Origin of the sequence: Haloplanus rubicundus, from assembly GCF_003342675.1 — an archaeon.
GTDB lineage: Archaea > Halobacteriota > Halobacteria > Halobacteriales > Haloferacaceae > Haloplanus > Haloplanus rubicundus.
Window position 1 is genome coordinate 1,341,168 of record NZ_CP031148.1, and the last position, 12,240, is coordinate 1,353,407.

Below are 12,240 nucleotides of genomic sequence, written 5' to 3' on the forward strand. Positions count from 1 at the left end.
TTGTACACTGACTCCTGTCTGACGAGGATTTAAATCACCTGCTGAGGGACGTTACTCTGCCCTGCAATGGGCACCCAAATCCCCGCTATCGAAAGGCCGCTCATCGACCCCCCCCGCGGCCTGCGCGATAACTCCCTGCCCTCCTCCCCAGCGCCGCTACTGCGTACTCCACACCCGAAATGATCGCTCACTACCAGAATCGTCGGCGGCGAGCTGACGGATGACTTACTAGAGCTAGATCCATAGAATTTTATCCACTCACTCAAAGAATGCATTGCTGGCGCAAGCTAGCAGCACCGGTTCGGCACGATAACTGTCGATCCGTCAGGAAGAGGTTTAGCGGACCTAATCCGCTTCCTTAAGAAATTTACCAGTTCGTCGTGCAGGTACTCGATCCACCGACGGAAGGAACCTCGACCGATCCCGAGAGCGACGAGGACGACCCCGGTGATCCAGGCGCTCGGAAAGACTCGGCATAGCGCACACTGCGGACGCGACGAGTGTGCTGGCGGCCACTCCCCGGGGTTCGTCTCGGTCGATCCGTGTCATCCGTCACACGTCGCCGGTGTCGACCGGGACACGGATCATCCCTAGCGTCCGGAAATCGTCCTCGAAGGCGAAGATGTGGTCGATGAAGATACGAGCGCATACCCCCGTCTTTAGGCGGGGGTCAAGCGGACAATAGCCTACACTCCCACCGACGACGCTACGGCTGGATTTCCCACCGTTCTATCGGTAGTATTAAGACGCCGACGGACCATAGTGTGCAACACGGATGAAGACCACACGGCACGCGACCTACAACCTCAACTACCACATAGTGTGGTTGCCGAAGTACCGTCAATCGGTACTCGTCAACGAAGTCGCCAGCCGTGTGAAAACCATCCTCCACGAAATAGCCGACGACAAAGGCGTCGAAATTCTCGACCTCACCGTACAGCCCGACCACGTTCACCTGTTCGTCAGTAGCCCGCCCAAGAACGAACCGGCGCTACTCGCCAACTGGTTCAAGGGTATCTCCTCACGCAAGTACAACCACCGATACGCCGACCACGACGGCGAGAAAATCGGATGGGCCCGAGGATACTACGCAGGGACCGCCGGGCACGTTTCGAGTGAGACAGTCGAGAACTACATCCAGCAACACAAGGAGGGCGATTCGTGACCGAACTCACGAAGACGCTCGAACTCAAACTTGTGGACCCGAACGCCCACAAGCGGAGGAAACTCCGAGAGACGCGAGAAGCGTACCAGCACGCCCTCCAAGACGCCTTCGACGCCCGATGTACCACGCAGACCGAAGCGAACGACGTGGTGGTCAACTACGACCTGAGTGGGTACGCGAAGAACGCGCTCAAGAAGTACGTCCCGCAACTCACGACGACCTATAACGCGGGCGAACTTCACGACGACCACCCTGTACGCTTCACCAACGAGGGGCTACGGCTCGACCACAAGCCCGAGAACGCTATCGAGTGGTACGTCAAAATCCCGCACCACGAGGACTACCACCTCTGGATGCCAGCACAACCGAACCCCGAACAGCGGGGTTGGCTGGAAGCGTTGAACGCGGGAGACGCCACGATGGGCGAGAGTCGGCTGTTCGAGCGGGACGAGACGTGGTATCTCCACGTTACCGCCACCCGCGAGGTGGAGGAACGCTCCGGGGTGTCCGCCGAAGAACGGACGCCCATCGGAGTGGACATCGGGGAAGCGTCACTCGTCACGGTGTGTCACCGCGACAGACACGGTTCTCCGACCGCTCCCGAACTGTGGGCCGACGAGGGCAAGACCGTTCGTCGGCTCCGCAAGACCTACTTCACCGCCAAGCGCCGACTCCAGACGCGAGGAAGCGAGCGTATCGCGGAGTCCTTCGGAGACGACCTGTGGAGACAGATAGATGACGTGTTCCACCGCGTCACCCGCGAAGTCGTGGAATACGCCGAGTCCGTCGAGAACCCGGTTCTCGTTCTGGAAGACCTGACGTACATACGGGAGTCGATGGACTACGGCGACTTCATGAACCGGCGTCTCCACGGATGGGGATTCGCCAAACTCCACGCGCAGATACGCTACAAGGCCGTCGAGAAGGGTATCCCTGTCGAGACGGTGAACCCGCGCAACACGTCGAAGGAGTGCCATGCGTGCGGTGAGGTAGGATACCGCCCGCGACAGGCGACGTTCAAGTGTACGAACGACGCTTGCTGGATGGGTGAGTACCAAGCGGACGTGAACGGCGCGATTAACATAGCGGACCGCTACCTCAGCGGAGAGAGCCATTCAAGAGAACACACGGATGGCAATGACTCGGTTGAGGATGGGGGGCGTTTGACCGCCCCGCAAGACACCCAAGCCGATGCTACCAAGCAAGAGACGCTTGGGACGTATGCGTCTTGAAACCATAGGGTCACGACAGGCCTGAAATCCCGTGGTGGGATTCCCGCGTCTTCAGGCGCGGGAGGAGGTCAATCGCTGGGAACCATGACAAACTGTTAATCCTTCCGCATCGAAATCCTTGGCTATGGGAACTATTCTGTTGGCCACCGATGGGAGCGAGTACGCACGGCAGGCGGCCGAACGAGCCATCGAACTCGCGGAGGAACGGGGCGCAACGCTGCACGTCATCTGTGTCGTTGACCAGCGGCGATTTGGCGACCCTGCGCTTAGTTCGTCGGAACTGGCGACCATCTATGCGGAGGATCATGCCGCAGTCTGTGTGGGCGAGGTAACGGCTATGGCAGAGGCACACGACGTTCGTGTGGAAGGAGACACTCGGCACGGAATTCCGCACGAAGTCATTCGCGAGTACGCCGACGAGATAGATGCAGAACTCATCGTCGTGGGGGAACATGGGAGCCACGAGGAGCATTTCTCGGGCGTTGGACGGGAGGTCCTCGAAGCGAGTGACCGTGAAGTTCGCGTCATCGAGGCTGAGGAGCAAGAGACAGAGGGAGAGTGAAAGCTGATGATCGTCACACTCCAAATTAATGCCTCGTTCGAGATGGCTCTTCACCATGCCTACTGACCAACGGCCGGAACTACGGTTCCCTTTCGATATCCTTCTCTCATCCCAACGGACCGTACTCCAAACGGCTACTGAGGGGCTTCACAAGACGACGCTCGTCCCGAATCGTCTCGAAGACGCCGCGTCCGCCGACGTCGGCCAGACTCCCTCCGAGGTCGTCTACACGGAGAACAAACTCGAATTGCTTCGCTACGAGTCGCTCACCGAGCACCAACACCGGGTGCCGATTCTCATCGTCTACGCCCTGATCAATCGGCCGTATATCCTCGACCTTCAGCCGGACCGATCGATCGTTCGTCGGTTGCTGGAAGCCGGTCACGACGTGTACCTCATCGACTGGCACGAACCCTCCGAACTCGATACGTCCCTCTCGCTGCATGACTACGTCAATCGCTACATCCGCAACTGCGTCGACGAAGTGTGCGAGCGATCGAGCCAGGACGCAATCAACGTCCTCGGATACTGCATGGGGGGGACGATGTCAGTCATGTACGCTGCTCTCTACCCCGAGAAGGTGAACGCACTCGGCCTAATGGCGACCGGATTGTACTTCGACGATACCGGCGGTATTCTCGAGCTGTGGGGCGACGAGAAGCACTACGATCCCCGGTCAGTGACCGAGACGTTCGGGAACGTCCCTGGCGAATTTCTCGCCGCCGGATTCGACCAGATGGATCCGGTGGCAAACAACGTCACGAAATACGCACATCTCTACGACCGCCTCGAAAACGAGGATTTCGTCAGGAACTTCGCCCGAATGGAGCAGTGGCTCTCGGATAGCGTCGACGTGGCGGGTGAGGTTTACGCCCAATTCCTCGAGGACATTTATCAGGACAATCGCCTCTACGAAAACGAACTGACAATCGGCGGCGAGCACGTCGACGTAACGAATATCGATATGCCACTCCTGCAGATCCTCGGTGACTATGACAATCTCGTGCCGCCAGAAGCAAGCAAACCGTTCAACGACGTCGTGGGTACAGATGATGCCACGACTATCGAATATCCGAGCGGTCACGTCGGCCTTGCGATGTCCAACGGGGCTCATCGGGATCTCTGGCCCGAAGTCGCGGAGTGGTTTCTCGAACACTCCGAGCGGCCGACCCTTGCCGATGTTATCGGCGACGGTATCGAGGAAACACTCGGCGTCGATGTCGAAACCGATGTCACGGTCGGAGATGTCGACGAAGTGGAAGTCGTCCTTGCAGACGACGACGGTGAAATCGCACGTGAGGTGATAACGCGGGATCCGACAGCTATCGAGACGTTTCTCGAGGACGCCCTCGGCGTCGAAATCGGCCTAGATACCGGCCCGGAGGGGATCGCAGTCGAGGTCGAAACTGACGAGGGCGTCGTGACAACGGTCGTCAAGGATATCGGCGAAGCGATTCGCACCGAAGTCGAAGAGGCCGCTGAAGAGGTCGCCATCGCTGGCTCGTACGACCTCGAAGATGTCAACGGAATTGGGGCGACGTATGCCAAGCGGCTTCGAGCCGCGGGGATCGAGTCGGTCCCCGAACTCGCTGTCGCCGACGACGCACGCGTCGCGGAGGCCGCCGAGGCAACTGAGGAACTCGCCGGGACCTGGATCAATCGGGCACGCGAACTGGTCGGGCCGACAGAGAAGTGACATCCTCCTCGCCGTAAACGGCGAGGCTTCCCCTGCATGGGGAATACCAGTCAGTCGTCGCTGGCAGAGGGTTCCGACTTTTGGAACGCCGTGAGCGTCATCTGCGAGGGTGTCTCGCTCATCTCACGGTGAGTCGTGGCGGTGTCACTACCGCTCCCATCCCGAGACGAGTCATCGCGTTCCGCCTTGTCAAGCGGGACGCTCTCTCCCCACGGGTCAACCCGTCGTGCGATATTCGCGGAAGCGTTGATGTCGGCCTGAAACGTCGAGACGTGGCAGTCGTCGTTCGGACACCGGAACTCGGCTTGGGAGTCCCGCCGACCGATGCGGTGGCACGAGTGGCACGTCTGACTGGTGTACGCCGGATTCACGTACTCGACCGGGATACCTGCTTCCGTCGCCTTGTCTTCGATGCGCCCTTGGAGTCGGGCGAACGCCCACGAGTGAAGGCGACGGTTCATGTACTTCCCGTAGTCGAGTCGTTCGCGGATGTACGTCAGATTCTCCATCACCAACACCGGGTCCTCAAACCGTTTGGCGTACTCGACGGCTTCCCGAGACGCCTTCTCCACGATGTCGGTGAGCGCGTTCTGGTAGTGGTCGAACCGTTCGTCGGTACGCCACTCCGAAGCGTCACGCTCTTGGAGTCGTTTCAGGGTGGTGTGCATCTCTTTGCGGAGATGCTTCGCTCTGCTTCCGCTACGCACGAGCGGGTCAGTCGGAGAACCGTCCTTGAGGGCACAGCCCGTGATGAGGGCGGTTTCTCCGATGTCCAAGCCGATGTGCGTGGCGTCACCGTCCGTCGCTGGTTCTTCGACCGGGTACTCGACGGTGACGTGCAGTACCCAGTTCTTCCGATGCTGTTGAAGCCGTATCTCGCCCGCCTTCGCGTCCTCCGATACGAGGTCGTGCCAGAGGTCTTCTTGCTCGGGATTGATACGGAGCGGTATCCAGAAGTTCGTTCCCCGTCCCGGCCGGGGAACCCACCACGTGAACTCGTAGTCGCGTTCTTCGGAGTGGTCAAACTTCGCGGCTTGGTTGGTGAGCCGTATCGGGTGTTCGTCGTCCAACTCCTTCGCGTTGTACGTCTTGCGGAGTTTCGGGACGTAGTTGCAGAGTGCGGCTTTGGCCTGATACGGGAGGTCATAGGGCGTCACGATGTCGCTCACCGCCGACATGGTACTCGCCCCGGAGTCGAACGCCTCTTGCAGACCGTCGCGGTAGGTTTCGAGCAGGTCGTTGAGTTTCGACTGCTTGTGCGCGGTGGGTGGCGCGAACGTCGCCTGCAACGTCTTCGTGACGGTCGTGGACATCGCTACTGTTCCTCCACGTACTCCATCAGCACGTCGATGCTCACCTGTCCGGTGGTTGCGAGGAAGTACCCCGGTTGCCAGAACGCGCTGTCGAGCGCCTGCCGAGTCTCGGGGTACTCGTCCCGAATCTTGCGAGACGAGACGCCTTTGAGAGAGTTGATGAGCTTGGTGAGGTTCGTGGTGGGCTTCGCCGTGAACAGGATGTGAACATGGTCGGAACCGCCGTTGACGTTCTGGATGCTCACGCCGAAGTCCTCGGAGATGTCGCTGGCAATCTCACCGATCCGTTCGGCTATCTCGTCGGTGAGGATGTCCGCGCGGTACTTTGTGACGGTCACAAAGTGGTATTGGAGCGCGTAGACCGTTTGCGACCCTTTTTCGAGGTTGTACTTCATTTGGCCATACTAATTTCTACACACCCAATTTTAATAAAAGGTTTGCCATCGTGGGGTATTCGGCCTGCAACCGACGGTGGAACGTGAGGCAGTTGTCGGCTTCACGCCCGCCCTAAAGGGCGGGATTCTCGCCTTGAAGAAAGATAGGTACGCGATCAGCGGGACCGTTCGGCGGCGACCGACTCTACACCGGTACCGGTGACATTCGGGGCAGGGGCGATTGACCTCCGGCAACCACCGGTTTTGGAGTCTGACCATCGCTCGGCTGGCCTATCTGACGACGGTGACGGGAACTGGCGCCCGTCGAGTGACGTCCTCGGCGACGCTCCCGAGCAGGATGCGTGACATCGTCGACCGACCGTGGCTTCCGATGACGATCTGGTCGATGTCGTGGTCTTCGGCGTAGACGACGATTTCACGTGCTGGATCGCCGACGACGGTCTCGGTCTGGATCGCTTCGTCGAACTCGTCGGCGATCTCCGTTGCCTCCTCGAAGAGTTCCTCGGCCCGCTGCTGGGCTCGCTCCCGGAGTTTCTCGGTCCCGATCAGTGCTCGGGCGCCATAGCTCTCTTCGATATAGTCGATGACGTAAAGGACTGTGACCCGTGCATCGGGCCGTGTCGAGAGGGCGTGTTCGAGCGCCCGTTTCGCCATCGGCGAACTGTCCATCGGCACGAGGAGGTGGTCTGTCATGGGTTTTCGTATGGATCCGTCAGCATTGTTTGTTGTGTGTCGGTCAGAGGTGCGGGACGAGTAACAGTGCGAGTGGTACGGCGACTAACAGAATGGCGAATCCGACGAAGAACCGGCGATCCGTGAGGAGCCTGTCCTGTGTGACGTCCACGATCTGGGTGTAGGGCTCGTACCCGACGAGTACCGTAAGCGTGAGCAACGTCCCGAGAGTCATCAGAAGCAGGACGATAGCGACGCCGACGGTCGTCTCCAGCACGAACGCCACGACGAGAGTGTCGAACAGCGTCCCGATGTTCGCGCCGAGGATGTACGGCACGATCTCGTCACGCCGGACGAATTGACGGTTGTACAACGGCACGACCACACCCAGGGAGAAGGCGATGCTCGTCGTGACGCCCGTGATCAGGAATCCGATTCCGAAGGCCGTCCACTGCCCTTCGAAGTGTCGGAACAGGTATGTCCGGACTGATTCCGTCTCCACGCGCTCTAACACCTCGTCGAACAGCCAGAGGCTCCCCAACAGCAACGCGATCGCGATGACGAGTGCTATCTCCGGTCCGGACGAACGGGTGACGGTCTCGGTGATTGGTTCGAAAAATCGCAGCGATCGGACGGGCAGAGACAGTCCGCCGGTTGCGGCAAACAGTTCAGATTGGAACGTCGTCAGGACGACGATCCCGAGCGCGGTCACCGGGAGGTAGACGGTGAACGTCACCACGAAGGTTAGCAGTCCGAGGCTCGTTCTCTCCCTCAGAGTACGCGTACGGCGCTTCTGAAAATAGTCCAGCGTGCCGACGAGGACGACGATAGCGCCCGCCCCGAGACGGGAACCAGCGATCATCAGGAACGCCTCCGACGCGGAGATAATACCGGACCGGAGCAGCGAGAGCGTGAGTGCCGCCACCACCGATCCGTTAGTCACCCCGTAGGTCGCCAGCCAACTCAGTCCGAGTGCGGAGCCGTTGTCGACGACGACCGTCCTGAGGAGGCGCTCGATGAGGGGCTCCGCCGCTTCCGTTGCCGTCCCGAGTAACTGGACGGCAAACAGAAACAGGAGAAGTGCCGTGAGCCCGCCGGCCCAGAGGGGCCCCGATTCGGATACGAATTCTAGCAGTCTCGTGGCCCGCGTAGCCGCCTCAGATGTCTCGTCCGGTCCAGTCATGTACTCGTGATCACCAGATCCGTCCGTGGTCCGGAGATATGCCAACACGGTCTGTACAGACCCCCGTCGACGCGTCGGGGTGGCTCGCACAGACGATGGCCCTTCGGCGCTGATACCCAGCGACGGCACCCCCGCCGATCTGACAGAACACTTCGAGATTCACGAGAGATCACCGTCGAGAGAGGATAGTTCAGCCGCTGGACCGCCACAGCGACTGCGTTCACAGGAGATTGCCTGTCGAGGCTGGTCGATCTCGCGAGTCAGTCTGTGCTCACGCCGGATACGGTCTCTCATCCGTCGGTCTCCCGCGCTGTCTCGACTGGTAGCGCCTCCCTGTCGACAGTCAATCGCAGATCGACGGCATGCACGCCCTCCGGAGAAACGACGAGCGGATTGATGTCGAATTCGGTAATCGCGGGGAAATCAGTGACGAGTTGGGATATTCGTTGGATGGTCTCCACGACGCCGTCGACATCGGCCGGAGTGCGTCCGCGTGCTCCTTGGAGCATCGGCGCTGCCTGGATCTCCTCGGTCATTTCGCGTGCCTCCCGTTCGCTGACGGGGGCTACGCGAAACGCCGTGTCTTCGAAAATCTGGACGAAGATTCCTCCCAGTCCAAACATCACGAGATGGCCGAACTGCGGATCGCGCTTCACACCGACGATCGTCTCCGTACTCTCGTCCGGGTCGACGAACTCCTGGACCTGTACCCCGAGAACGGTCGCATCTGGATCGTGATCGATCGCCCGCTCGCGGAGGGTCTGGTAGGTGCCACGAACCGCCTCGATTGGAACGTCCACTTCGACGCCACCGATGTCGGACTTGTGGAGGATGTCTGGACTGACGATCTTCATGGCGACCGGGCCACCGATCTCCTCGGCGATCGATTCGGCTTCTGAAGCACTCTCGGCGAGGTCACTTGCTGGAATGGGGATCCCGTAGGCGTCGAGTAACCCCATCACCTCGACACCCAGATGATCCACGTCACGCTCGGCCGCCTGCATCAAAATCTCTCGGGCGCGCTCTTTCTCGATATCGAATGCTTCGGGAGATTCGTACTCGCGTTCTGTGACGTCCCGATACTTCGCGAGTACCTCGAGGCTGGAGACCGCCCTCTCTGGGTCGAAATAGTTAGGGATGCCGTACGATTCCAGCGTATTGGCTGCACGATCCGCTTCCTCGCCGCCCATCAGACAGGTCACGACCGGCTTCTCGTGCCGGCGTTGGAGATCGCCGATGGCGTCGGCCAGGTCATCGAACTCGAGCGTTTCTGTCGGCACACAGAGGACGATAGCCCCGGCGACGCTCTCGCCACCCAGTACGATGTCGAGAGACTCGCGAAACCGGTCGATGTCCGCATCGCCGATGATGTCGAGGGGATTCGCCACGTCGGCTTCGCCTGGAAGCACGTCTGCAAGCTCGGCCCCAACGTCGTCGCCGAACTCCGCGATCGTCAGTCGGGAATCACTGACGGCGTCGGTCGTGAGAACGCCGGGCCCCCCACCGTTCGTGACCACTGCGATGTCGTCGTCTTCGAGTAGCGGTTGTCCGGCGAGCACCTGCCCGTAGTCGAAGACCTCTTGGATGTTCATTGCCCGGAGGACCCCAGCTTGATGAAGACCGGCCTCGTAAGCGTCCTCACTCCCGGCGATCGACCCGGTATGTGAGGCTGCGGCTTCAGCCCCGGCCTCCGTCCGGCCCGATTTGATGACCACGATCGGTGTCTCCATCGTCACGTCGCGGGCCGTTTCGATGAAGCGCTGGCCGTCACCGATGTCCTCGAGATACGCCAAGATGACGTCGGTGTCTGGATCGTCGCTCCACTGTTCGATAAAATCGATCTCGTCGAGAACGGCCTCGTTTCCCAGGGAAACGATGTCTTTGAATCCGACGCCGTGCTGGGCCGCCCAGCCGAGTACCGCCGCGATGAACGCGCCGGACTGACTCATAAACGAGATCGAACCCACCGGAGGCTCACCTCGTACGAAGGTCGCGTTGAGTCCAGACGGGGTACTGATGATGCCGATACAGTTCGGTCCGACGAGGTTGAGGTCGTACTCCTCGGCGACGTCGATCAACTCCTGTTCCCGCTGTTCGCCCTCCCCTCCGGTTTCGCTGAACCCAGCCGTAATAACGACGACATCGGTAATCCCAGCGTGTCCGATCTGGCGAACGACGTCGACGGCAACCGTCGCCGGAACGGCGACGACGGCGAGATCGATCGATGCGGCGTCGGGAACGTCGCCGATCTCCGAATAGCACTCCCGGCCGAGCACCGTTTCCAGGTTCGGATTGACTGGGATCACGTCGCCATCGAACGACGAGAGATTCTTCAGCAGCGCTCGCCCGACCGAGCCCTCCTCGTCGTTCGCACCGATGATGGCGACGCGATCCGGAGTGAACAGCCCCGACAGGTCCGGCATCAGTTCACTCCTCCGCCGGTCGGAACGTGAGGACAGCCGTTCCCGCGTCGCGTGGTTCCGTCCCGAGTACGACCGCATCGCCGATGGCGATATCGTCGGCAGTTGCATCCCGGAGTTGTCCAGTGAGTGTGATCTCCTCGTCTAGTTCGACGAGCGCAACGGTGTAGGGTGTCTCACCGTGGAATTTCGGGATCGTGATCGAGATCTCGGTGAACGAGAGAACCGTTCCGCGTTTGGAGAGTGGCTCTCGGGTTAGGTCGGCCGACCCACACGCCGGACACAGCCGACGAGGCGGAAGCGTCCCGTGTCCGCACGTCTCGCAGGCGAGGTATTGCTGTTCGTCCGACTCGATCGTGTCCGTGAAGCTATCGAACCATTTCGGCATGATCACTCACCTCCGAGGATGGTCACCGTCGTACTCGCGCCGCTCCCGCCAACGTTGTGGGCGAGGGCGGTATTTACACCCTCGACCTGATTTGGGTGTCGTCCGTCGATTTGCTTCGTCAGCTCGACTATCTGTCCGATACCCGTCACACCGACCGGATGGCCTTTCCCGAGGAGGCCGCCCGACGTATTGACTGGGAGCTTCCCGTCGAGTGCCGTCTCGCCGTCGACTGCGCCGCGAGTGCCTTCTCCTCGGCCGTAGAACCCGAGCGCTTCCAGTGCGAGAATCTCGGCGATGGTGAAACAGTCGTGGACTTCGACGACGTCGATGTCTTCGGGGGCAGTATCGGCCTCGTCGTACGCTTCCTCGGCCGCGCGCTCGGCTGCAGGAGTTCGCGTGATGGTTGCTCGGTCCTGAAGCGCGACGGCGTCACTCGATTGCCCCGTTCCCAGAACGCTAGCCGACGTGTCGAGGCTGTGGTCGGCGGCGAACGCCTCGCTGACGACGATGACCACGCTCGCGCCGTCGGAAACGGGACACGCGTCGTAGAGGACGAGCGGGGTGGCAATCGGTTTCGATGCCAGTACGTCGTCCACGGTGAGTTCTTTCTGAAACTGTGCGAGAGGATTTTCGACGGCGTTGTTGTGGTTTTTGACCGACACTGCAGCGAGGTCCTCTTTTCTCGCGCCGAACTCGTGCATGTAGCGCCGGGCCATGAGGGCGTAGATACCTGGGAACGTCAGCCCCTGTTCGTTCTCGTAGACATCGTCGGCAGCGTTGGCGAGCGCGTCGGTTACGTGTTCGATGTTAGCGATGGACATCTGCTCGACGCCTCCCGCGAGGACCGCATCCGCGGCCCCCGACTCGACGGCGTGTACCGCCTGTCGAAACGTCGCGCCGCCGGAGGCACACGCGCTCTCGATGCGGATCGACGCCACCTCGCGTGCGCCGACGTGGTCCGCGAGGAGCGCACCCATGTGCCCCTGGTCTTCGATGAGGTCGCCCATGAAGTTCCCCACGTAGACGGCGTCGAGGTCGCTCGGACCGAGGTCCGTCTCCTCGAACGCGTCGATGGCGGCTTCGACGAACAGTTCCCGCGAGGACGAGTCGGGGTGTTCGTCGTATTTCGTACTCGCAACGCTCGCTATCTTCGGCGGCATGGTCGTCGTGTTAATCTTGCAACCATTAAGTCCGGCGACGATTTCCAGTACAAG

Annotated in this window: 11 protein-coding genes; 4 read left to right on the forward strand and 7 right to left on the reverse strand. The window is 60.6% G+C overall.

Annotation, left to right across the window (positions count from 1 at the left end; translation table 11 throughout):
- The first annotated feature begins 775 nt into the window (after window positions 1–775).
- The 4 genes from tnpA (DU484_RS07790) (at window position 776) to phaC (ending at window position 4,655) form a co-directional block, all read left to right on the forward strand.
- Window positions 776–1,165, forward strand: a complete 390-nt coding sequence (tnpA, locus tag DU484_RS07790; RefSeq protein ID WP_114605607.1) for an IS200/IS605 family transposase — start codon at window positions 776–778, stop codon at window positions 1,163–1,165.
- On the forward strand, window positions 1,162–2,397 hold the full coding sequence (locus tag DU484_RS07795; protein WP_114605608.1) for an RNA-guided endonuclease InsQ/TnpB family protein: 1,236 nt from the start codon (window positions 1,162–1,164) through the stop codon (window positions 2,395–2,397). The genes tnpA (DU484_RS07790) and DU484_RS07795 overlap by 4 nt, the downstream gene beginning before the upstream one ends.
- Before the next feature lie 124 nt (window positions 2,398–2,521).
- Complete coding sequence (locus DU484_RS07800) at window positions 2,522–2,959, forward strand: universal stress protein (RefSeq protein ID WP_114605609.1); 438 nt, start codon at window positions 2,522–2,524, stop codon at window positions 2,957–2,959.
- Between the two features lie 55 nt (window positions 2,960–3,014).
- The gene (phaC, locus tag DU484_RS07805; protein WP_114605610.1) at window positions 3,015–4,655 is read left to right on the forward strand and encodes a class III poly(R)-hydroxyalkanoic acid synthase subunit PhaC; all 1,641 of its coding nucleotides are present in this window, start codon (window positions 3,015–3,017) and stop codon (window positions 4,653–4,655) included.
- A gap of 50 nt (window positions 4,656–4,705) precedes the next feature.
- On the opposite strand, the gene DU484_RS07810 is transcribed toward phaC, so the two are convergent.
- The 7 genes from DU484_RS07810 to DU484_RS07840 all read right to left on the reverse strand — a co-directional run bounded on the left by DU484_RS07810 (window position 4,706) and on the right by DU484_RS07840 (window position 12,186).
- Window positions 4,706–5,968 (reverse strand): RNA-guided endonuclease TnpB family protein, encoded by a 1,263-nt coding sequence (locus tag DU484_RS07810; RefSeq protein WP_114605611.1) that lies wholly within the window; start codon window positions 5,966–5,968, stop codon window positions 4,706–4,708.
- Between the two features lie 2 nt (window positions 5,969–5,970).
- Window positions 5,971–6,363 carry an IS200/IS605 family transposase gene (tnpA, locus tag DU484_RS07815; protein WP_114605612.1) on the reverse strand — a complete coding sequence of 131 codons (393 nt, stop codon included), beginning with the start codon at window positions 6,361–6,363 and terminating at the stop codon, window positions 5,971–5,973.
- 270 nt (window positions 6,364–6,633) lie between these two features.
- Window positions 6,634–7,056, reverse strand: coding sequence for a universal stress protein (locus tag DU484_RS07820; RefSeq protein WP_114605613.1), 423 nt, complete (start codon window positions 7,054–7,056; stop codon window positions 6,634–6,636).
- Between the two features lie 43 nt (window positions 7,057–7,099).
- The gene (locus DU484_RS07825) at window positions 7,100–8,218 is read right to left on the reverse strand and encodes a sodium:phosphate symporter (RefSeq protein WP_262342899.1); all 1,119 of its coding nucleotides are present in this window, start codon (window positions 8,216–8,218) and stop codon (window positions 7,100–7,102) included.
- A 290-nt stretch (window positions 8,219–8,508) separates the two neighbouring features.
- On the reverse strand, window positions 8,509–10,641 hold the full coding sequence (locus tag DU484_RS07830) for an acetate--CoA ligase family protein (RefSeq protein ID WP_114605614.1): 2,133 nt from the start codon (window positions 10,639–10,641) through the stop codon (window positions 8,509–8,511).
- A gap of 4 nt (window positions 10,642–10,645) precedes the next feature.
- Window positions 10,646–11,026 carry a Zn-ribbon domain-containing OB-fold protein gene (locus DU484_RS07835; protein ID WP_114605615.1) on the reverse strand — a complete coding sequence of 127 codons (381 nt, stop codon included), beginning with the start codon at window positions 11,024–11,026 and terminating at the stop codon, window positions 10,646–10,648.
- A gap of 2 nt (window positions 11,027–11,028) precedes the next feature.
- On the reverse strand, window positions 11,029–12,186 hold the full coding sequence (locus DU484_RS07840) for a thiolase domain-containing protein (protein WP_114605616.1): 1,158 nt from the start codon (window positions 12,184–12,186) through the stop codon (window positions 11,029–11,031).
- Window positions 12,187–12,240 lie beyond the last annotated feature (54 nt).

Bases quoted from the DNA above. Each gene is read 5' to 3' on its own strand.
- DU484_RS07820 (WP_114605613.1), bottom strand. From the start codon at position 7,056: ATGACAGACCACCTCCTCGTGCCGATGGACAGTTCGCCGATGGCGAAA.
- DU484_RS07825 (WP_262342899.1), bottom strand. From the start codon at position 8,218: ATGACTGGACCGGACGAGACATCTGAGGCGGCTACGCGGGCCACGAGA.
- phaC (WP_114605610.1), top strand. From the start codon at position 3,015: ATGCCTACTGACCAACGGCCGGAACTACGGTTCCCTTTCGATATCCTT.
- DU484_RS07835 (WP_114605615.1), bottom strand. From the start codon at position 11,026: ATGCCGAAATGGTTCGATAGCTTCACGGACACGATCGAGTCGGACGAA.
- tnpA (WP_114605612.1), bottom strand. From the start codon at position 6,363: ATGAAGTACAACCTCGAAAAAGGGTCGCAAACGGTCTACGCGCTCCAA.
- tnpA (WP_114605607.1), top strand. From the start codon at position 776: ATGAAGACCACACGGCACGCGACCTACAACCTCAACTACCACATAGTG.
- DU484_RS07830 (WP_114605614.1), bottom strand. From the start codon at position 10,641: ATGCCGGACCTGTCGGGGCTGTTCACTCCGGATCGCGTCGCCATCATC.
- DU484_RS07810 (WP_114605611.1), bottom strand. From the start codon at position 5,968: ATGTCCACGACCGTCACGAAGACGTTGCAGGCGACGTTCGCGCCACCC.
- DU484_RS07840 (WP_114605616.1), bottom strand. From the start codon at position 12,186: ATGCCGCCGAAGATAGCGAGCGTTGCGAGTACGAAATACGACGAACAC.
- DU484_RS07800 (WP_114605609.1), top strand. From the start codon at position 2,522: ATGGGAACTATTCTGTTGGCCACCGATGGGAGCGAGTACGCACGGCAG.